Source organism: Microbacterium sp. CCNWLW134, from assembly GCF_037083565.1.
Taxonomy (GTDB): domain Bacteria; phylum Actinomycetota; class Actinomycetes; order Actinomycetales; family Microbacteriaceae; genus Microbacterium.
The window spans coordinates 1,014,602-1,033,576 of the sequence record NZ_JBAOJU010000001.1; the positions used below are offsets into that span (position 1 = coordinate 1,014,602).

The 18,975-nt window shown below is 66.4% G+C and carries 21 protein-coding genes; 11 read left to right on the forward strand and 10 right to left on the reverse strand.

All coding sequences use genetic code 11. The annotated features are described in order from the left end of the window. Nucleotides 1-27: 27 nt before the first annotated feature. Nucleotides 28-237: a heavy-metal-associated domain-containing protein gene (locus V6S02_RS04765; RefSeq protein WP_336400054.1), complete on the reverse strand. Its 210-nt coding sequence runs from the start codon at nt 235-237 to the stop codon at nt 28-30. 255 nt (nt 238-492) lie between these two features. Here V6S02_RS04765 and V6S02_RS04770 point away from each other — a divergent pair, with 255 nt between their 5' ends. From V6S02_RS04770 to V6S02_RS04785, 4 genes are all read left to right on the forward strand, one after another. Next, nucleotides 493-930: a DUF6153 family protein gene (locus tag V6S02_RS04770; protein WP_336400055.1), complete on the forward strand. Its 438-nt coding sequence runs from the start codon at nt 493-495 to the stop codon at nt 928-930. A gap of 96 nt (nt 931-1,026) precedes the next feature. After that, on the forward strand, nt 1,027-1,638 hold the full coding sequence (locus V6S02_RS04775; protein ID WP_336400056.1) for a DUF305 domain-containing protein: 612 nt from the start codon (nt 1,027-1,029) through the stop codon (nt 1,636-1,638). Nucleotides 1,639-1,706: 68 nt separating this feature from the next. After that, nucleotides 1,707-2,537, forward strand: a complete 831-nt coding sequence (locus V6S02_RS04780) for a F510_1955 family glycosylhydrolase (protein WP_336400057.1) — start codon at nt 1,707-1,709, stop codon at nt 2,535-2,537. A 278-nt stretch (nt 2,538-2,815) separates the two neighbouring features. Beyond that, the gene (locus V6S02_RS04785) at nt 2,816-3,220 is read left to right on the forward strand and encodes a four-helix bundle copper-binding protein (RefSeq protein ID WP_336400058.1); all 405 of its coding nucleotides are present in this window, start codon (nt 2,816-2,818) and stop codon (nt 3,218-3,220) included. A gap of 265 nt (nt 3,221-3,485) precedes the next feature. Here the strand turns inward: V6S02_RS04785 and lgt are convergent, their stop codons facing one another. The 3 genes from lgt to V6S02_RS04800 all read right to left on the reverse strand — a co-directional run bounded on the left by lgt (nt 3,486) and on the right by V6S02_RS04800 (nt 6,209). Then, entirely contained in the window at nt 3,486-4,238 is a 753-nt protein-coding gene (lgt, locus tag V6S02_RS04790; RefSeq protein ID WP_442927896.1) for a prolipoprotein diacylglyceryl transferase, read from the reverse strand. A gap of 47 nt (nt 4,239-4,285) precedes the next feature. Further along, entirely contained in the window at nt 4,286-4,882 is a 597-nt protein-coding gene (locus V6S02_RS04795) for a cation transporter (RefSeq protein ID WP_336400059.1), read from the reverse strand. A 73-nt stretch (nt 4,883-4,955) separates the two neighbouring features. Beyond that, nucleotides 4,956-6,209, reverse strand: a complete 1,254-nt coding sequence (locus V6S02_RS04800; RefSeq protein ID WP_336400060.1) for an MFS transporter — start codon at nt 6,207-6,209, stop codon at nt 4,956-4,958. Nucleotides 6,210-6,310: 101 nt separating this feature from the next. Here V6S02_RS04800 and V6S02_RS04805 point away from each other — a divergent pair, with 101 nt between their 5' ends. From V6S02_RS04805 to V6S02_RS04815, 3 genes are all read left to right on the forward strand, one after another. Further along, nucleotides 6,311-6,685 carry an ArsR/SmtB family transcription factor gene (locus V6S02_RS04805; protein WP_336400061.1) on the forward strand — a complete coding sequence of 125 codons (375 nt, stop codon included), beginning with the start codon at nt 6,311-6,313 and terminating at the stop codon, nt 6,683-6,685. 185 nt (nt 6,686-6,870) lie between these two features. Beyond that, a complete protein-coding gene (gene mobF / locus V6S02_RS04810; RefSeq protein WP_336400062.1) occupies nt 6,871-10,356 on the forward strand; it encodes a MobF family relaxase in 3,486 nt (1,161 codons plus the stop codon). 83 nt (nt 10,357-10,439) lie between these two features. Then, the gene (locus tag V6S02_RS04815; protein ID WP_336400063.1) at nt 10,440-10,820 is read left to right on the forward strand and encodes a sulfate permease; all 381 of its coding nucleotides are present in this window, start codon (nt 10,440-10,442) and stop codon (nt 10,818-10,820) included. Between the two features lie 129 nt (nt 10,821-10,949). Here the strand turns inward: V6S02_RS04815 and V6S02_RS04820 are convergent, their stop codons facing one another. Further along, on the reverse strand, nt 10,950-11,156 hold the full coding sequence (locus tag V6S02_RS04820; RefSeq protein ID WP_336400064.1) for a hypothetical protein: 207 nt from the start codon (nt 11,154-11,156) through the stop codon (nt 10,950-10,952). A 137-nt stretch (nt 11,157-11,293) separates the two neighbouring features. On the opposite strand from V6S02_RS04820, the gene V6S02_RS04825 reads away from it, so the two are divergent. The 4 genes from V6S02_RS04825 to V6S02_RS04840 all read left to right on the forward strand — a co-directional run bounded on the left by V6S02_RS04825 (nt 11,294) and on the right by V6S02_RS04840 (nt 15,227). Then, complete coding sequence (locus V6S02_RS04825; protein ID WP_336400065.1) at nt 11,294-11,689, forward strand: hypothetical protein; 396 nt, start codon at nt 11,294-11,296, stop codon at nt 11,687-11,689. A 202-nt stretch (nt 11,690-11,891) separates the two neighbouring features. Next, entirely contained in the window at nt 11,892-12,947 is a 1,056-nt protein-coding gene (locus V6S02_RS04830) for a tyrosine-type recombinase/integrase (RefSeq protein ID WP_336400781.1), read from the forward strand. Beyond that, complete coding sequence (locus V6S02_RS04835; protein ID WP_058631822.1) at nt 12,937-13,272, forward strand: helix-turn-helix domain-containing protein; 336 nt, start codon at nt 12,937-12,939, stop codon at nt 13,270-13,272. Before V6S02_RS04830 ends, V6S02_RS04835 begins: the two co-directional genes overlap by 11 nt. A gap of 683 nt (nt 13,273-13,955) precedes the next feature. Then, nucleotides 13,956-15,227 (forward strand): hypothetical protein, encoded by a 1,272-nt coding sequence (locus tag V6S02_RS04840; RefSeq protein WP_336400066.1) that lies wholly within the window; start codon nt 13,956-13,958, stop codon nt 15,225-15,227. Here V6S02_RS04840 and V6S02_RS04845 read toward each other — a convergent pair whose 3' ends face one another. The 5 genes from V6S02_RS04845 to cmtR are packed head-to-tail and all read right to left on the reverse strand — an operon-like array spanning nt 15,228 to nt 18,964. Then, nucleotides 15,228-15,545 (reverse strand): hypothetical protein, encoded by a 318-nt coding sequence (locus V6S02_RS04845; RefSeq protein ID WP_058631820.1) that lies wholly within the window; start codon nt 15,543-15,545, stop codon nt 15,228-15,230. 11 nt (nt 15,546-15,556) lie between these two features. Next, entirely contained in the window at nt 15,557-16,087 is a 531-nt protein-coding gene (locus V6S02_RS04850) for a signal peptidase II (RefSeq protein ID WP_036297873.1), read from the reverse strand. Beyond that, entirely contained in the window at nt 16,084-16,692 is a 609-nt protein-coding gene (locus tag V6S02_RS04855) for a cadmium resistance transporter (RefSeq protein ID WP_036297875.1), read from the reverse strand. The genes V6S02_RS04850 and V6S02_RS04855 overlap by 4 nt, the downstream gene beginning before the upstream one ends. Further along, a complete protein-coding gene (locus tag V6S02_RS04860) occupies nt 16,692-18,608 on the reverse strand; it encodes a heavy metal translocating P-type ATPase (protein WP_036297919.1) in 1,917 nt (638 codons plus the stop codon). Before V6S02_RS04860 ends, V6S02_RS04855 begins: the two co-directional genes overlap by 1 nt. Beyond that, on the reverse strand, nt 18,605-18,964 hold the full coding sequence (cmtR, locus tag V6S02_RS04865) for a Cd(II)/Pb(II)-sensing metalloregulatory transcriptional regulator CmtR (protein ID WP_336400068.1): 360 nt from the start codon (nt 18,962-18,964) through the stop codon (nt 18,605-18,607). The genes V6S02_RS04860 and cmtR overlap by 4 nt, the downstream gene beginning before the upstream one ends. Nucleotides 18,965-18,975 lie beyond the last annotated feature (11 nt).

The window sequence follows — 18,975 nt, forward strand, 5'->3', positions numbered from 1 at the left end:
ACAGGCTTAGTCGTCCCGCAGCGTTCATCAGGCGCGCACCGCCGAATAGCCGGCCTCATCGACTGCGGCCAGTACGGCGGCATCATCAAGCGGGTGGGTGGACGAGACGACGAGCTTGCCGGTCTGTGCACTCACCTGGATCTCGTCGACGCCGGGAATCTGAGAGACCTCTTCACGGACAGACATCTCGCAGTGCCCGCACGTCATACCGGTGACCTGATACTCGCTGGTGCCCATGATCGGCTTTCCTTCCGCCTGTGTGATGCTCCCGAACGGGACTTGTATTGAACATACACCGTACCCCCCTACGGTATTCCCTGAACGAAGATATCATTGGCGAACTTGGCCGAGGCGAGCAAAAAAGAAGCACCGATGTGTACATCTGGACTCGCTTACAACGCCACGGCGACCTGGTTGGGATGACCGCCGCCGAGACGCCGTCATCGGTCATCGATGGAATGTGACGTACCGTGGACACGAGGGAGGAGTGACATGTCGATGATCGCGCTGACGAACAGGCTGTATGCGTGCCGGTCGATTGCCCGCAGCCTGCTGCTGCTGATCGTGGTCACCGCCGCTATCATCGTCGGCCTTCTGGCCATGCACTCCCTCAACACCCACACCGCCACTGACGCCGGCCACCCCACCACCATCTCCGCCGCAGCCGACGTCGCGGCGGATGACCACCATGCCGGCAATACTGCGGCGGACGAACCGTGCGCGGACTGCGGAGCGGGTGGCCACTCCGACATGCTGACTCTGGCGTGCGTGCTCGCCCTGCTTGCGACCGTGCTGCTCCTGGCACGACCGCGAGGCGGATCGCGGTGGTTGTCGGTCCTGCCGCGGCCAAAACCGATCGTCACGCCTGCTAAACCGCGGTCGGGAACGCGACCGCCTTCACTCACCGCTCTCTGCATCAGCCGTACGTGATGCGTGTGAAGCCGGCACACCGCGCCCGGCTTCGCTATCGCTCGCCCGTCACCCTGACCGGCAACTCACACACGTACCTCTATTTGGAGAACCCTGATGAAGAATCGTCCCGCGGCGATCGCCGCCCTCACCCTCACCGCACTACTCGCCCTTGCCGGATGCGCCGACACCGCCGGCTCCGGCTCCGAGTCCATGCCGGGCATGGACCACGGTAACGACTCGTCCTCGTCCGAACCCGCGGCGGACTTCAACGACGCGGACGTCATGTTCGCGCAGATGATGATCCCTCACCATCAGCAGGCCGTGGAGATGTCCGACATGGTCCTCGCCAAGGACGGCATCGATGACGGCGTGCGCGAGTTAGCCGAGGACATCAAGGCCGCTCAGCAGCCCGAGATCGATCAGCTGGAAGCGTGGCTGGGCGAGTGGGAAGCGGACATGCCCGACATGGACAGCATGGAGGGAATGGACCACGGCGGCGGCATGATGAGCGAAGACGACATGGCGGCGCTGGAAGCCACCACCGGCACCGAGGCGTCGCGGCTGTTCCTCGAGCAGATGATCGTGCACCACGAAGGCGCGATCGACATGGCCCAGGATCAGGTCGATAACGGCCAAGACCCGGAGGCGGTCGAGATGGCGCAGACCATCATCGACACACAGACCGCCGAGATCACCACCATGCAGGAGCTGCTCGCACAGCTCTGACGCACCCGGTGAGGACGCCCCACCCGAGGGCGTCCTCACCCCCGACCGTGAAAGGGTGCGGTTTGCGCATGCCCCTGCGCGCGACCGGGCTCGTCGCGCTTCTGACCCTGACCCTCACCGGCTGCGCGACCGCGACGCCCCCGTCCACCGGCGCCGATCACGCACCCCCCGTCACCGCACACGTGCACGCGATCGTCCCCGCGCCCGACGGAAACGGATTTCTCCTCGGCACCCACGAGGGCATCTACACCGCCACCGCGGACGGAGAGATCGGCATCCGCGTCGGCGGGGACGACCTCGACGCGATGGGGTTGACCGCCCTCGGCGACGACCTCATCGCCTCCGGCCACCCCGGTCGGAGCACCCCGCCCGAACTGGGGGAGGGGAACCTCGGCATCATCCGCAGCCAGGATGGCGGGGAAACCTGGGAACCGGTCGCCTTCACCGGGGAGAAAGACTTCCACGCCCTCACCGCCGGGCCGGACGACACGCTCTATGGGCAAGACGCCAGCAGTAACATGCTGCTGACCAGCACCGACGCGGGGGCCACCTGGACTCCAACCGGTAGCACACTGCTCGCCTTCGGGCTCGCGGTCGACGCCAACGGACGCATCATCGCCGTCACCCCGGACGGCCCCCAGGCCAGCACCGACCGAGGCGCCACCTTCAGCCCGATGGCAGACGCGCCCCGCCTGTTCCTCATCGCCGCCTCCCCAGACCACCAGCGGCTGATCGGCGTCGACAACGACGAGACCATCTGGACCAGCACCGCCAGTGGGGAATGGCAGAACATCGGCACAGTGCACGGCCCGGCCGAAGCCATCACCATCACCGACGACGGTGCCGTGCTGGTCGTTGACGACAGCGGACTCAGCCGCCTGCCCCCGCCCAGCCAGTAACCACCCGAAACGAACCGAAGCTTGCTCGACCACACCGCGGCCGACAGCGCGACCCGGCGACGACCCGCCCGCCGGCGCTCGCCCGCCACTTCGTCCAGCACTCTCCCCGCACTGACCCGACGCGAAGCCCGCCTCCGCCTGACCCACTTCCGGGGCCGCGGTTCTACGCGACCTGCTGATCCAGCGGATACCGTACCCCGGTGAAGCATGCAAGACCCTCGAGGAAACGACGCCGTCATGGTTACCGTGCCGAGTGAATCCCCTGAAAGGAGACGGCCATGACGGTTACGCAAGATATGTTGCGCACTTACCCCAAGGACCTCGGAGGCGTCAACCAGGAAATCCTCGCTCGCTGTATCGACGCGTGCATCGAATGCGCGCAAGCATGCACAGCCTGCGCGGACGCGTGCCTGAGTGAAGACATGGTTGCGGAACTGACCAAATGCATCCGCACCAACCTCGACTGCGCCGACCTATGCGACGCCGCCGGACGAGTCCTCTCCAGACACACCGGGTACGACGTCAACATCACACGCGCCGCAGTGGAGGCGTGCCGCGCCGCCTGCAAAGCCTGCGCCGACGAATGCGAGCGCCACGCCGACATGCACGAGCACTGCCGCGTCTGCGCCGAAGCATGCCGACGCTGCGAACAGGCATGCGATGAACTGCTTCGCGCCATCTAGCTTCGGCGCCGTCAGGGTGGGCCTTGCAAACGACGTCGACCACCCCACCGTGGCGGGCGTGTCGCGAATTCTTCACAGGGGTGAGTAACTGATCACGCCGCGGACCGGAATCTCCGTATCGGCCAGAGCCCCCATCACGAGGACAGCCGATGCCACCCGCCACACCAAAGCAACGTGCTAAATACGCTATCGCTCAGCCGGATTGCCCGACGAATGCCCACTCGACGCGGGTCCGCCTGGCGACCATTGCGGTCGTCCGGGCTGATCAGCGTCGTCCGTCGGTACCGGTCGCCGACCACTTACGCGCAACCATGGAGATTGAGGCCTCTACTCCGCCCTTGCCGGGTGACGCGTCGGCTCGAGGGCCTCGTCCTGATCTGTGAACCGACGTCTCGAGTTCCGGGTGCCGTGCGGACTGCAGCATGATTAACGTCACCCCGAGCACGATAACGACGAATGAGGCCCAGACGTTGGCCGGGATGCCGATCAGCATGTCGCTGGTCGGATCGATCCGGATCGCCTCCAGCCAGCTCCTGCCGAGTCCGTACCAGATCAGATACACCCCGAACGCTCGACCCCAGCGCAGCTCGAACCGGCGTTCAACGAACAGGATGATGCCGACGCCGATGAGGTTCCAGATGATTTCGTAGAGGAACAGTGGGTGAAACAGTGTCCCGGCGGGAAGCTCCGGGGGGAACATGGTGTCGGTGGGCAGGATCTCCAATCCCCACGGCAGGGTGGTCGGCAGACCGAACAGCTCGTGGTTGAAGTAGTTCCCGATCCTCCCGATCGCCTGGGCGACGAGCATGGCAGGGGCCAGGGCGTCCGCGAAGGACCATAGCCGGATCCCGGTTCGGCGGCATCCGATCCACGCTCCCACCGCCCCGCCGAGAAGTGACCCGTACAGCGCGTTGCCGCCATCCCAGATCGCGAACACCCCCCACAGGTTGGCGCCCGGGTAGAAGTAGTCCCCGCCGTGTTCGGTTCTCTCATCATCTCCCTCTCCACGGCAGAACACTCACTTGCTCTGTCCCCGCGCGACGGGTCATCGCGCTGCAAGTGAGGTCAGGGCGGCGGCGGTGCGGCGTCCAGCCGTTCAGCTCGGGCGGCACGCCAGACGGTGCGGGCAGCGTCGGCGTTGAGCAACGCGATCCCGAGGCCGATGATGATGTCGATCCAGCCGGTGGCGAACCAGACGGTCAGCGCGGCCGCAGCAATGATGGCAACGTTCGCGAGGGCATCGTTGCGGGCCGACAGCCACGCCGCCTTCGCCAGACTGCCCTGATGGTGGCGGTGGGAGACCAGCAAGAACGCGCACGTCAGGTTGACCGCCAGCGCGCCCAGCGCCGTGATCGACAGCGGCAGGGGTGCGGGCGGGACCGGGTCGAGCATCTTCAAAATCGCCACCCACGCTGTTGCCAGCGCGGGGATGAGAATCACGAACGCCAGTGCGCTGCCCACCTTGGCGCGCCGCGCGATCGGCCACGCCGCGGCGATGAAGATCAGCATGTTGATCGCCGCGTCCTCGAGGAAATCGATGCTGTCAGCCAGCAGCGCGACCGAGCCGATCGTCACCGCGACGGTGAACTCCACACCGAAGTAGGCCACGTTCAGCACCGCGACGATCAGAACAATCCGGCGGAAAGCCGGCAGGCGCGTCACCACATCGTCCTTCCCGGCTGGTAGCCCGATCCGCCGCCCGTGCAGTCCACGATGAAGACGTGCCCTGCCATTGTCATGGCGTGGCGACCGGGATCGCGCTGGTCTGCCATGGTTGGCCCGTCCGGTCGGCGTGCCGTCGGATTGCGATCGCCCCGACTGCTCCGATCAGGGCGATGCCGGTGAGCAGCGCGGTCGCGGCGGGGAGGCTTGCCGCGCCGACCCATCCGGCGAGCGGGTAGGTGAGGAGGAAGCAAGCGTGGGAGACCGCGAACTGGGCGGTGTAGACGAGGTTGCGGTTGCTGGGGGTAGAGGCCGCCGCCAGCAGGCGGGACGAGGGGGTGTTGATCAGCGACGTCCCCGCGCCGAGCACCGCCCACACGACCAGCAGCGCCCACCACCCCATCCCCGCCGTCACCGCCACAATCGTGACTGGGACCGCCGCAACCAACCCCAGGACAACCACCGCTACCCCGGTGAGCATCGTCCGAGTGACCCCGAACCGGTCAACGATCCGCGGAATGCTGACCGCCACGAGAAGCGACCCGGCCCCGTACGCGCCGAGAGTCACCGCCAGCGCGGCGTCGCCCAGCCCGAACACGCTCTTCACGTAGACGACAGAGTTGACCAGCACCACCGCGGTGCCCGCCGCCACGACCACATTGGTGAAGATCAGGAAGCGGAGCGTCGGGGTCCGGGCAAACACCAACACCCCCGCCGGTAGTCGCTCCCAGAATGTCGACGGCGGCTGGTCGTCAGGGTGCCGTGGGATCGCCGCGATCAGCACGAGGATTGCCGATCCGGCAAACCCGAACGCGGTGCCCATGAACAAGCTGCTGTAACTAACGAAAGCCAGCAATGCTGCGGCGAGCACGGGGCTCAGCAGCGCTTCCAGGTCGTACGCCAGCCGCGACAGGGCCAGCGCGCGCGTGTACTCCCGCAGATCCGGCAGCACGGCGGGAATCAGAGACTGGAACGCCGGAGTGAAGGTCGCCGACGCGGACTGCAAGATGAACACGAGCACATAGATCTGCCACGCCTCCGTGACGAAGGGGAGCAGCAACGCGATCCCCAACCGAACGACATCCGCGCCGACCAACACCGCCTTCTTCGGCAGCCGATCAACGATCGCCGCCACCACAGGGGCGACCCCGACATAGGCGACCATCTTGATCGTCAACGCCGTCCCCAGCACCGCCCCCGCCGCCGCACCGGCAAGATCAAACGCCAGCAACCCCAACGGCACGGTCAGCAACCCCGTGCCGACCAAGGCGATCACCTGCGCCGAAAACAAAGCGCGGTACGTGCCATTGCGCAACACCCCAAGCATCAGTACGCCCCTCGAGCTGACGCTGCCGGCGGGCGGACACGACAAACCTTCAAACCTTCACGCATATGCATATAATACGTTCGGTATGGCACGATCGACACATGAGCGAAGACCCGCAGGCCTGCACGTTCGATGTGCAAAGCCCCTACGTCGACATCGCGGCCGAGATTTTCCGGATGCTCTCGGACCCCACCCGAATCCGCATCATCCTCGCATTGCGGGCGGGCGAGCTGTCGGTGAGCCACATCGCCGACATCGTCGACAAGACCCCAACCGTCGTTTCCCAACACCTCGCCAAGATGCGCCTCGCTCGTTTGGTCCAACCCCGCCGGCACGGCACCACCATGTTCTACCGCCTCACCGACGAACACGCCCGCCGACTGGTCACTGAAGCTGTCTTTCAAGCAGAGCACGCCGTCGATGACCAACCCCACCACCACAGCGCCGTGCCACGGCATCCCGGTTCCACACTGTAAGCGATAGGAAGCTGGCGCCCAACACGGACCGCGCACATAGGTGGCGATCTTCTGACCCACCGCCACGGACACTCCGAGCGTCCACACGTCTTGCAGATCGAGGGCCGTGCGCGCTGACGCGGGCACGGCGGCGCACCTCTCTGGCAGACGAGAGGCGGTGCCGGGTGTCGGTGTCGATACGGGTGATGAGCGCCGGGGATGGATACAAGTACCTCCTCCGCACGGTTGCCGCGGCTGATGGGGAACGGCCGCTTTCCACCCCGCTGACCCGCTACTACGCAGAGGCGGGGACGCCACCGGGGCGGTGGCTCGGGAGCGGGCTGCCGACGCTAGCCGACGGGCGGATCGACGCGGGATCGCGGGTCTCCGAAGCCCAACTTGAGCTGCTGCTGGGGATGGGGCGAGACCCCGGAACTGGTGCTGCTCTCGGTCGGGCGTACCCCGAGTATGCGGCCCCAGAATCCGGGCCAGATAGCGAGCCCTCACGCGGGTCGACGACCTCGCAACAGCCCCGCCGCCGCGCTGTGGCCGGCTACGATTTCACCTTTTCCCTGCCGAAGTCGGCATCGGTCCTGTGGGCGATCGCCGACGCCGATACTCAGGAGAAGATCGCGGACGCTCATCACAGGGCGATCCACGACGTACTCGCCTTCATGGAGCGCGAACTTGCCGCGACGCGTGCCGGCGAGTCAGCACGCAACGGTGCCGTTGCGCAGGTCGAGGTCACAGGGTTGATCGCCGCCGCGTTCGATCACTTCGACTCGCGTGCGGGCGACCCGCAGTTGCACACGCATGTCGTGGTGAGCAACAAGGTGCGCACAGTGTTCGACGACAAGTGGCGCTCGCTCGATGGGCGACCGCTGCACGCGGCAACCGTGGCGCTCTCCGAGTTGCACAACGCCGTGTTCGCCGACCACCTGACGCGGGCTCTCGGCATCGGATGGGAGCGGCGCGAGCGCGAAGCCGATCGCAATCCCGTCTGGGCGATCGCAGCCGTTCCCGAGGAGCTCGCAGCCGAGTTCTCGTCGCGCTCGCGTCATATCGACATTGAGAAGGATCGGCTCATCGACGAGTACATCGCTGCGCACGGGCGCGAGCCGTCGAAGGTCACGGTCATCCGGCTGCGCCAGCAGGCGACGCTGTCGACTCGCCCTGAAAAGCAACTCCGATCGCTCGCGGAACTTGCGCACGAGTGGCGCATCCGCGCGAGTCGACTGCTCGGCCGCGACGCGACAACATGGGCGCGAGATGAGATTCGAGAGTCAGATGCCCCGACGCCGTTGCGCGCGGAAGACGTGTCGCACAGCATCCTGAACCAACTCGCGGCGCGGGTGGTCGAGGCCGCAAGCGAGCGCCGTTCTACCTGGAGCCGCTGGAACCTGTACGCCGAAGCCGCGCGGCAGACCATGGGATGGCACTTCATCGCAACCGAAGACCGAGAGGCGATCGTGGGCATGATTACGGATGCCGCAGAGAGACGCTCCGTTCGGCTCACACCGCCCGAACTTGCACTCTCGCCCGCCGAGTTCCGACGTGCGGATGGCACGAGCGTCTTCCGTCCGAGAAACTCCGAGCGCTACTCGTCGATCACTCTCCTGGATGCCGAGGAGCGACTGCTCGCCGCGTCGCAATCAACCGCTGGACCGGTCGTCGGCGCTGCAACCCTCGAGCACGCCGAGCGAGCGCGCCGCAATCACGGGATCGTCCTCGGAGAGGATCAGCGCAACGCCCTGCATTCGATCGCAACCTCATCGCGCAAGCTCGATGTCTTGATCGGCCCGGCCGGTGCTGGCAAGACGACGGCGATGCATGCTCTGCGACTCGCGTGGGAGCACGAGCACGGGCGTGGCTCGGTTATCGGGCTCGCGCCTTCCGCTGCCGCCGCTCGCGAGCTTGCCGACGACCTCGGAATCTCCACCGAGAACACGGCCAAGTGGTTGCACGACAATCGCCAGGGGCACGCGCCGCTGCGCGCAGGTCAACTCGTCGTCATCGACGAGGCATCCCTCGCCGGCACGCTGACGCTTGATCGCATCTGCACTGTCGCGATGCACGCGGGTGCGAAGGTCCTCCTGGTGGGGGACTGGGCGCAATTGCAGTCGGTCGATGCAGGCGGCGCATTCCGGATGCTGGTCGAAGCACGTTCCGATGCTCCCGAGCTCGCAGACGTCCATCGCTTCCGGAACGCATGGGAGAAGGACGCGTCGCTCGACCTCAGGAACGGGCGACTACACGCCCTGGATGCATACGGCGCGCACGGGAGGATCGTCGGAGGCAATGCCGATGCAATGTCCGATGCTGCCTACGGCGCGTGGCTACGCGACATGGGTTCCGGCATGTCGTCGGTGCTTGTCGCCGACACGGGGGAAGCGGTTGGTGAACTCAACCGACGTGCGCGCGCCGAGCTGATACTTTCCGGCGTCGTGGATGCGAGCGCCGAGGCGCCGCTGCGCGATGACATGGCAGCATCCGTCGGCGACGTAGTCATCAGCCGGAGGAACGACCGCCGACTGCGATCGGGAGGCAGCTGGGTGCGCAATGGTTCGCGGTGGCGGGTCGTCGCGATTCGTCGCGATGGCTCGCTGCGCGTGCGAAACATAGACCGCATCGGGGCTCGCCCGATCTGGCTGCCGGCCGAGTACGTGGCGGAGAACACCGACCTCGGTTACGCGGTGACCGCCTACCGGGCGCAGGGCATCACGACCGACACGGCGCACGCAGTCATCGAGCCTGGAACGACGCGCGAGAACCTGTACGTCGCGATGACGCGGGGGAGAGCATCGAACACTGCCTACGTGGTCACATCGCGTCCCGACGACAATCACTCCGCGCGTCATCCCGGAAATCGTCTGGATGCGACGGCCCACGACGTCCTCGTTGGCGTGCTTGGCCATGTGGGAGCCGAACTGTCGGCCCACGAGACGCTCGTCAGCGAGCAGGAGAGCTGGGGGGCGATCGCGCAACTGGCTGCCGAGTACGAGACGATCGCTTCGTCCGCACAACGGCCACGGTGGACGAACCTCATCTACGCATGTGGACTTCCAGCCGCATTGGCCGAGGCCGCGATCGCTTCGGACGCGTTCGGTCCATTGACTGCCGGCCTTCGACGCGCCGAAGCGCTCGGGCACAATGTCGACGCTTTGCTCCCGCGTATCGCTTCTGCGCGTGGATTCGAGGATGCTCAGGATGCCGCGGCCGTGCTCCACGAACGTCTCGAGCGAGTTCTGACTCAGCCGTCGAGTGGCAGTTCGCGGGGGAACGGACGCCGGTTGATCGCCGGTCTCATCCCCGCGGCGATCGGGGAGATGGATGCCGACATGCGGCGTGCCCTCGACGAACGCGCACATCTCATCGAGGAGCGCGCCACGGCGCTGGTCGAGAACGCGTTGACGACGCGGGAGAACTGGATTGCGTCGCTCGGGCGCGTACCCGTCGGCGCGGCGAGCGCGGCTGCTTGGCGTCGCCAGGCGAGCATTGTCGCGGCTTATCGTGACCGGTACCGCGTTTTCGAGGATGACGCGCTCGGCGCTCCCGCTACATCGCCAAACCACCGAATGGATGCTGCGGCCGCAGGTGCGGCGCGTGATCGCGCGATCTGGCTCTCGCATGATTTCGCTCCTGCACAGGCTCAGCGGGCGCCCGGTCGCGCGCGTCCCGTCCACAGTCTGTAGTCGAGGGTTCTATCCGCGCACGGAGAGGCGGGCGTACCCTGAACGCAGTACGGAGACCCACGCCCATAGGAGAGGCCTGGACGATGTTCCAACTGCTCATCGCATTCGTGAGTCGCATCTACGCGTTCTTCCAGCGGAGCATGCCGACGAACATCCTGATCCGCGCCACGCACACCCGCCGCGGGCTCAAGTGGGGCGTGTCCGCGATGCTTCTTGCCGTCGTCTACATCGTGATCGCCGCCGCACTCGCGCAGTGGGTCGCCGGCGGCGCGCCGGGATGGATCAACTTGCTCGTGCTGCTCTGCCTGTGGAACGCGGTCAAGTTCGCGATCAACGGACCGGTAACGCTCGTTCGGCTGGCTCGCGTGCAGTCGTATGAACGGCGCTACGGGGACGAGACGCTCGACGCACGAACTCCGGAGCCGCCCGTGGACTATCGTGCTGCGGCAGAGCGCTCTAAGTGAGCGGGCGCTCGTTCGGCGACGATCATCGGGCATTAATGCGAACGGGTTATCCGATCATCACGGGCTAAACGTAGCTTCGGTGATGGCGTCCGGGGTGGTGCGCGGCGAAGTGCCCGGGGGAGGACCGGCTTACGCGCGCTCGGGCCGGGGATGGCGCGTCACGCAGCGATCACAGAGCACCGCCAATTGGCGGCAACTCCACTGGCCGTTCAGCAGGTGTCCGCGAACCAGCCCCTCTTCCAAGGTGATCTCTCCGCGCTCACGAGACGGGATCGTCCATTGCACCCGGTACTCGCCGGGCTCGAGAAGATGCCGGAGGGGCGTTGTGTCGCTCATGAGGTCGACCCTCGCACACCGCGTCGGCTTGGGGCCCTCGACCATACAAGCACTGCTGCTGCAGGGGGCTGGGGCTGGCCGCGGTCTTGCCTGGAACAGCAGCAAGGGCGGCACCCATCTTCCGCCATGATGGCCACATGACTGCGAACGCCTTCTACTCCGACCGTGTGAATGGGGAGACCCCGCGCGCTCTGAAGAACCTCACTCGCGAGACCGCCGATGGTCTGCTCGCACTGGTGATGTCGCGCCTGGACGGCAACTGGCTCGCCGCAGAATTCCCCGAGCGCTGCCCCGACCCCGACAAGAGCCACATCTTCGCAACGAATGTCGACGCGTTCGAAAGCCGCGCACAGGCGCTCATTCCGAATCTTCAGACGCCGCTCTGGCGCAACCGTGGCGAGATCTCCGACGACACACTCTTCGACTTATTGGAACTGGTCGGACGTTTCGTGGCACTCCCCACGGAGGGCGCCAATCACGGGTTCTACGGCCACCACGCTCTGAGCTTCGACAACCCTCGCATGTTGCAGTGAATGCAACTGTCCGTGCTTGCAATCGATACCTATTCGGCTCCTTCGGTGTCGAAGTGTTCCGACCATAACAGCGTGATCTCGCGGATGCGGAGATCTGGGTTGACACAGTGATGCACTGTCCCATACTTTGTTGCATCTAATGCAAGATTTTGAGGCTTCTCCAGCGGTGCTTCGGCTGATCACGTCAGCATCGAACGTCGCACTGGCGAACCCGGAAGCGCAGGTTTTCAGTGCGATGATCGATGGTTGGCGGAACCAGCAGCTGTCGCGCGGGCTCCGTGAGCAGACGATCCGGAACTGGACGGCGACGGTGACACGGTTCCGTGATTTCGTGGACAAACCGCCTTGGAGGTGGACTGTCGCGGATGTGGATGAGTTCACTGCTCAGTCTGGCGGTCGCACTCGGACGCTGTCGACGATGCGCGCCAACCATGGGTCTATCCGTGGGTTCTGTGACTACATCACGAACCCGTTGTACGACTGGATGGAGATCTGCGATCGCGAGTTTGGGGAGGTCCCCTCGCAGGTGTGTCTGCCGTGGAACACGGTGGCGCACCGGTTCGAGTTTGAAGGCGATGGGAAGCGTCGCCCGTTCACGTACGACGAGATTGAGCGCCTGTTTGACACGGCCGACGCCCGCGTCGAGCTGCTCGTGAGCTCCGGGAGAAAGGGTGCGCTCGGCGCGTTGCGGGATGCCCAGTTGCTGAAGACGGTCTACGCGTTCGGTCTGCGCCGCACTGAGGCGGTGATGCTCGATACCGTCGATTTGCACCACAACGCGAAGATGCGGCAGTGGGGGCGCTACGGCGCGGTTCACGTGCGATGGGCGAAGGCGGCGGGCGGTGGCGCGCCACGACGTCGCACGGTGCTGCTGGTGCCGGAGTTCGACTGGTGGGTGCCCGGAATGCAGCAATGGCTCGAGCAGGCCCGGGCCCGTTTCGCGCCCGGAGACCGCCTCGACGCGCTCTGGGTGACCGAGCGCCGTACGCGTCTGTCTGCTGGGTATCTCGACCGGAGGTTCGCAGAGCTGCGTGATGAAGCCGGCCTGTCGAAGGATCTGACGCTGCACAGCCTCCGGCATTCCTATGTCACGCACCTTCTGGAGTTCGGGTACGCCGATCGATTCGTCCAAGAGCAGGTCGGGCATATGCATGCCTCGACGACCTCGATCTACGCCTCCGTCAGCTCGGACTACAAGAACCGTGTGCTCGCCGAAGCGCTGAAGGCCCTCATCGAAGGAGAAGCTGATGACCGTTGAGCTCGACACCGGCTGGAATCTGCGCAGCGTGATGGCGTCGCGCGGGATCTTCCAGACCTCCAAACTGAAACCCCTACTCGAAGAGCGCGGCATCGACCTGTCCCGGGAGCAGGTGTATCGGCTGGTGACTCAGCCGCCCCAGCGGGTGCGTCTCGACGTGTTGGCGGCGTTGTGCGATGCGCTGGAGTGCTCGCTCGACGATCTCGTGACGATCACTCGCCGGGAGGCCTCGACCCCGGTGGCGGTGGGTGAGGAGGCGACACGGGGGGCGATCGGTGATCTCCGTCCTGTTCGCGCGGCGATCCGTCGGCCGCGTACGAAGTAGCCGCGGTGGCCAAGCCTCCGCAGCTGCCGCGAGTCGCTGAAGTCGTCGCTCTCGTCCGCCCTCTCGTTCCCGAGATCTCTCCCGAGCGACTCACTGAGATCGTGCATACGGTCGCGCCAGTACCCCTCACGCAGCGGCTTCTTGAGCTCGCGCTGATCAAGCAGCCCGGAGTCCTGGAGGGGCAGCATGCGAACGTGCCAGCGACCGTTCAGAATCTGGCCCATGCGCTGGTCAAAGAGGGGGCGAGCCGGGTGGTGTTGCCGACGTGTGAGTCCTGCGGACGCGCGGTGAGAATGCCCCACAAGACGCCGGGCGGTGGTCGGCACTGCTCCCGATGCGAGCGGAAGGCCCGGTCCGTCTCCTGCGCGTCCTGTGGCCGGGTCCGGCCCGTGCAGCGCACCATCGACGGACAGCGTTTCTGCCGTGACTGTTGGCGAGCCGACCCTCGATCGTTCGGCGACTGCTCGCGGTGCGGTCAGCACGCGACCATCATCGTCCGTCGCCCGGAACTCGTCTGCCTGGCCTGCTACACCGCACCGATCAAGACCTGTGGTCTTTGCGGAGAACCTGGCCGCGTCGCCTCGCACCTCGACGGACGACGAGTATGCGCGCGCTGCTACTACGCGATGCGCAGACCCCAACCTTGTCCCGAGTGCGCGCGCAGAGTGTTCCTCACCGGGTTCATGAATGGCCAGAAGGTCTGCGCCGACTGCGCGGGCACTCCGATCACGATGGCCTGCCCTGGATGCGGCTCGATCGAGGAAATCCGCAAACATCACCTCTGCGTCGAGTGCCGCCGGCCCGTCGCGATCCAACAGCTGCTCGCCGACGATGCGGGAGAGATCCGTGAGGATCTCCACCCGCTTGCTGACTATCTGCTCACGCACCATGGCAAAGCGGCGTCGCTCGAACGCTGGCTGCACAAGAGCAAGTGCGCGATGGTGCTCCGCGAGCTCGCGGACGGGACCCTGCCGCTCACCGCCGAGGCGATCATCACCCGAGCCCGGTCGGGGCAGTCGGTCGCGTTCCTCCTCTCACTGCTGGTCCGTTCCGGCGTGCTGCCGGAGCTCGACGTCGAGGGCACGCGCTTCGACCACTGGCTCAACGACTGGCTCGGTGGCATCGACCATCCCGAGGACCGGCCGATCCTGCGCCGCTACTGCACCTGGGAGCTCCTCCGATCCACTCGGACACTGCGCAGCGCGTCCAGCCCTGCTTCCGGCTTCCAGAGGCAGAGGGCTGCACTGAAGTACTGCGCCGCGTTCCTCGGGGAGATCCGGGCGCAGCAGGAGACGCTGGCGACGTTCCCGCAGCGCCTACTCGACGCGTATCTGACCGATTCGCCTAGCCAACGCGACGCGCTGGCACCGTTCACTCGCTGGCTGCGAAAACACCGGCTGAGCACCCTTCGGGTCGAGTTTCGAGCCCATCGCCTCGAGGGGCGAGACTACGCCTCTGATCACCGATGGCAGATGGCCCGCAGGTTCCTGTCCGATGCCGACATGGACCCGAAGACCCGGGCCGCGGGTCTCCTCGTGCTGCTCTACGGGATCCAGCTGACCCGCATCGTCACGATCACCCGGGCACAGGTCGACACGAGCTCGCGGCCCGTGACGCTCACCGTCGGGGCCGAGCCGATCGAGGTCCCCGCGATCCTCGGCGACGCCATCGTCGAGCTCGTCGATGCCACAAAGGGCCATCCTGAAGGGTGGTTGTTCCCCGGCCGGAACCCGGGCCGTCACCTCACCCCGGGGCCGCTCAGCCGTCGCCTTCGCGCCGAAGGCCTGCTTGCCGGGAGCGCCCGCACGACAGCGCTCATCGAGCTCACCCGGCAACTGCATCCCCGGATCGTCTCGGATCTCCTCGGCATCACGACGGCATCCGCTGCCTCATGGTCGCGTCTCGCCGGTGGCGAGTGGTCCGATTACCCGGCTCTCCGCTCCACCCACCCCTGATCAAGCATCACCCGTCAGAGCCGGGCCGGAAATCGCTTCGCGCAGTTGCTCGACGGTCGGAGAGCCTCCCAGCCCGGCAGGGGTACGGAACACCCGGCAGGCGAGCCCGACCGGCGTGTGCTCGTCGGCGAAGGGATCGACGCCGTCGACGAGGACGGTCGGTGACCCGTGGAATCCGAGGCGCTCGGCGTCCTCGGCGGTCTCGACCAACTGTCGTGTGACGCGGATATCTGATCGACCGTCGAGCAGCTCAGCAAGCCGGCGGTCGAGTACTTCCCAGTTCGGGCAGCCGTCGAAGTACTGCAGGGTGATCTCCATGGTTGGCCCTCTCAGTTCTCGGTGCCGCGGAGCATCAGGAGCGCTCCGGCAATCGTAGCGGTGACGATCACGATGTCGGCGAGGTTCCCGATGAACCAGTTGCCGTAGGCGAGGAAGTCGACGACGTGCCCCCGGGCGAATCCTGGTTGGCGGAAAAGCCGGTCGCCGGCGTGCGAAGCAGCGGCCCCGCCGAGCGCACCGATCACGATCGCCCACCCGGGGCGTCGGACCCGGAACGCGAACACGATCGCGGTGGCCGTGGCCGCGACGGCGATGAGAGCGAACACCCAGGTGAAGCTCTCCCCGAAGGAGAACGCCGCGCCGGGGTTGTACGCGAGCTGCAGGCCCAACAGGTCGCCGATCAGCGGGATGCGCTCGTGCTCCGACAGGGTGGCCTCGGCCCACACTTTCGTTCCCTGATCGATCACGACGACGACCACGGCGATCAGAAGCGCCCAGGCAGTGAGCCGCCAGCGTCCTCTCTGCGGACGCTCTCCCGACGCCGATGCCGACTCAACGTCGGTATTCGTGTCCGGGGTCATGCGAGGGCCTCGAAGAGACGGACGATAACGCCGGATTCAATGAGGATGAACAGGCCCAGGCCGATGAACACGACGGGGACGAGCCAGTGCTCGACACGTTCGAGCGTTTCGGTGACGGCCTTGTGGGTGCCGATCAGTCGCCCGGCAGCGCACCAGACGGCGACGAGGATCAGGAACACGACGATCATGACCGCGACGTCGCCGGGCGAGCTGGTGCGGAAGATCGGCGTGTAGAGGGAGATGTTGTCGGCCCCGTTGGCGATCGTGATCCCGGCGACCCCCCATAGTCCGACCGCGGTGATCTTGGAGTCGTCATCATCGTCGTCGCCGTTACGGCGCAGGCCGCGAATGAGCGTCCAGATGCCGATGCCGAGCGGGATCAGACCCAGGAAGCCGACCCATTCGTCCGGGACGATCGTGAGACCGAGCGCGGCGATCACGCTGATCACGACGAGTGTGATGAACCCGAGGTACTGGCCTGCGACGATCTGCCACGGTCGCGGCTTTCCCCGGCTGGAGGCGAGGAACAGCACGGTGAGCACGACGATGTCGTCGATGTTGGTCGCCGCGAACAGGCCGATCGCCGACCCGATGGTTGCGAGCATCAGCTTTCCATTCGTGGTGTGCGGGTGCGTGCGGCGCGCAGGCCGTTGAGGATCACGATGACCTCCGCGACCTCGTGGACCAGGACGACAGCCGCGAGCCCCAGGACCCCGAAGAGCGCGAGCGGGAGCAGTGCGGTGATGATCAGCAGGGACAGGATGATGTTCTGGTTGATGATCCGCCGGCCCCGCCGCGCGTGATCGAACGCCCGCGGGATGAGCCGCAGATCATGACCCGTGAAGGCCACGTCCGCAGACTCGATCGCCGCATCGGAGCCGGTCGCTCCCATCGCGATGCCGATGTCCGCGGACGCCAGGGCCGGGGCGTCGTTGATGCCGTCACCGATCATCGCGACCGATCCCGCCTTCGACAACTCGCCGATCGCGGTCGCCTTGTCCTCAGGGCGCAGCTCCGCGCGCACATCAGCGATCCCGGCCTGCGCAGCCAGCGCACGAGCGGTGCGGGCGTTGTCCCCGGTGAGCATCGTCATGCCGACGCCCTGATCCGCAAGCGTGCGGACCACCTCGGGGACTTCCGGACGCAGCTCGTCGCGGACGCCGATCGCCGCGACCGGTGCCTCGTCGCGGTGCACGATCACGACAGTCATGCCCTGCTCCTCAAGCCCTGCAACCCGGTCGCCGAGCTCGCCGGCGTCGAGCCAGCGGGGGCTGCCGACCGTGATACGAGCGCCATCGACGGTGCCGTCGATGCCGTGCCCGGCCTGCTCGGTCACATCCGCGGCCACGGGAACACCCGGGGCTGCAGCGGTGATCGCCGCCGCAAGGGGATGCGTGCTGTGCTGCTCCAGAGCCGCCGCCCAAGCCAGCGCCTGCTCCTCGGCAATGCCGTTCGCAGTGAGGACCGCGGTGACCGCGGGCTCGTTACGGGTCAGGGTGCCGGTCTTGTCGACCGCGACGTGCCGGACCGTGCCGAAGCGCTCGAAGACCGCGCCGGACTTGATGATCACGCCGAACTTGCTCGCCGCGCCGATCGCGGCAACGACCGTCAACGGCACCGAGATCGCCAGCGCGCACGGAGAGGCCGCTACCAGCACGACGAGCGCACGAGTGATCCATACCTCCGGGTCGCCCAGCAGTGACCCAATGATCGCGACGAGCGCTGCGAGAATCAGCACACCGGGTACGAGCGGGCGGGCGATCCGGTCCGCGAGACGCGCACGCTCGCCCTTCTCCGTCTGCGCTTTCTCGACCAACTCCACGATCGTCGTAAGCGAGTTATCGGTACCGGCCGCGGTCGCCTCGACCTCCAGCACGCCGGAGCTGTTAATCGCGCCGGCCGACACCGCGTCCCCGGGCTCGACCTCGACGGGGATCGACTCCCCGGTGATCGCCGAGGTGTCCAGGCTTGAGCGGCCAGAGCGGACGATCCCGTCGGTTGCGATCCGTTCGCCCGGGCGGACCACCATGACCTGGCCGACCGTCAACTCCCTCGCCGGCACCTGCGCAGAGACGCCGCTCTGCAGCACGGTCGCCGTCTCCGGCACGAGCTTCAGCAGCGCCCGCAGGCCGCCACGGGCACGGTCCATCGCCTTGTCCTCAAGCGCCTCAGCAATCGAGTACAAGAACGCCAGAGCAGCGGCCTCCTCCACATAGCCGAGGATGACCGCGCCGATCGCGCTGATCGTCATCAGCAGCCCGATCCCGAGCTTGCCCTTGAACAGCTTCCGAATCGCGCCAGGAGTGAACGTCGACGCGCCCAGCAGCAGGCCGATCCAGAACAGTACGAGCGCCGGGATCTCGAGCCCGGACCATTCAAGGATCAGACCAGCCAGGAACGCGACACCGGAGAAGACCGGCACCATGATCCCACGGTCCCTCCACCAGGGCCGCTCCACCTCTTCGGTCTCATCCTCCGCCGCAGTGGCAGGCTCGTGCTCGCAGCTACACGCCGCGCTCACGCGTCCGCCCCTGTACCGCAGCAGCCCGGCACCGTGCACGACGAGTCCACACACGGCGCGTGCTCATCGACCGCCAGCGTCACATCCACGAGCGCGACGAGCGCAGCCGCAAGATGCGGGTCAGCGATCTCGTAGCGCGTCTGGCGACCCTCAGGCTCGGCGACCACGATCCCGCAGTCACGCAGGCACGTCAGGTGGTTCGAGACGTTCGAGCGGGTCAGCTCCAGCTCGCGCGAGAGCACGGCCGGATAGCTCGGGGCGTTCAGCAGAGTCATCAAGATCCGGGAGCGCGTCGGGTCCGCCACGGCCCGGCCGAGCCGGTTCATGACGTCGAGGCGCGAAGCAATAGTCAGCATGTACTGAACTA

What these genes read in the sequence shown, in the direction of transcription:
- V6S02_RS04840 (WP_336400066.1), top strand. Translation starts at nt 13,956, where the DNA reads ATGAATGGCCAGAAGGTCTGCGCCGACTGCGCGGGCACTCCGATCACG.
- cmtR (WP_336400068.1), bottom strand. Translation starts at nt 18,964, where the DNA reads ATGCTGACTATTGCTTCGCGCCTCGACGTCATGAACCGGCTCGGCCGG.
- V6S02_RS04780 (WP_336400057.1), top strand. Translation starts at nt 1,707, where the DNA reads ATGCCCCTGCGCGCGACCGGGCTCGTCGCGCTTCTGACCCTGACCCTC.
- mobF (WP_336400062.1), top strand. Translation starts at nt 6,871, where the DNA reads ATGAGCGCCGGGGATGGATACAAGTACCTCCTCCGCACGGTTGCCGCG.
- V6S02_RS04765 (WP_336400054.1), bottom strand. Translation starts at nt 237, where the DNA reads ATGGGCACCAGCGAGTATCAGGTCACCGGTATGACGTGCGGGCACTGC.
- V6S02_RS04855 (WP_036297875.1), bottom strand. Translation starts at nt 16,692, where the DNA reads ATGCTCGCAACCATCGGGTCGGCGATCGGCCTGTTCGCGGCGACCAAC.
- V6S02_RS04805 (WP_336400061.1), top strand. Translation starts at nt 6,311, where the DNA reads ATGAGCGAAGACCCGCAGGCCTGCACGTTCGATGTGCAAAGCCCCTAC.
- V6S02_RS04835 (WP_058631822.1), top strand. Translation starts at nt 12,937, where the DNA reads ATGACCGTTGAGCTCGACACCGGCTGGAATCTGCGCAGCGTGATGGCG.
- V6S02_RS04825 (WP_336400065.1), top strand. Translation starts at nt 11,294, where the DNA reads ATGACTGCGAACGCCTTCTACTCCGACCGTGTGAATGGGGAGACCCCG.
- V6S02_RS04785 (WP_336400058.1), top strand. Translation starts at nt 2,816, where the DNA reads ATGACGGTTACGCAAGATATGTTGCGCACTTACCCCAAGGACCTCGGA.
- V6S02_RS04820 (WP_336400064.1), bottom strand. Translation starts at nt 11,156, where the DNA reads ATGAGCGACACAACGCCCCTCCGGCATCTTCTCGAGCCCGGCGAGTAC.
- V6S02_RS04850 (WP_036297873.1), bottom strand. Translation starts at nt 16,087, where the DNA reads ATGACCCCGGACACGAATACCGACGTTGAGTCGGCATCGGCGTCGGGA.
- V6S02_RS04815 (WP_336400063.1), top strand. Translation starts at nt 10,440, where the DNA reads ATGTTCCAACTGCTCATCGCATTCGTGAGTCGCATCTACGCGTTCTTC.
- V6S02_RS04775 (WP_336400056.1), top strand. Translation starts at nt 1,027, where the DNA reads ATGAAGAATCGTCCCGCGGCGATCGCCGCCCTCACCCTCACCGCACTA.
- V6S02_RS04800 (WP_336400060.1), bottom strand. Translation starts at nt 6,209, where the DNA reads ATGCTTGGGGTGTTGCGCAATGGCACGTACCGCGCTTTGTTTTCGGCG.
- V6S02_RS04845 (WP_058631820.1), bottom strand. Translation starts at nt 15,545, where the DNA reads ATGGAGATCACCCTGCAGTACTTCGACGGCTGCCCGAACTGGGAAGTA.
- V6S02_RS04770 (WP_336400055.1), top strand. Translation starts at nt 493, where the DNA reads ATGTCGATGATCGCGCTGACGAACAGGCTGTATGCGTGCCGGTCGATT.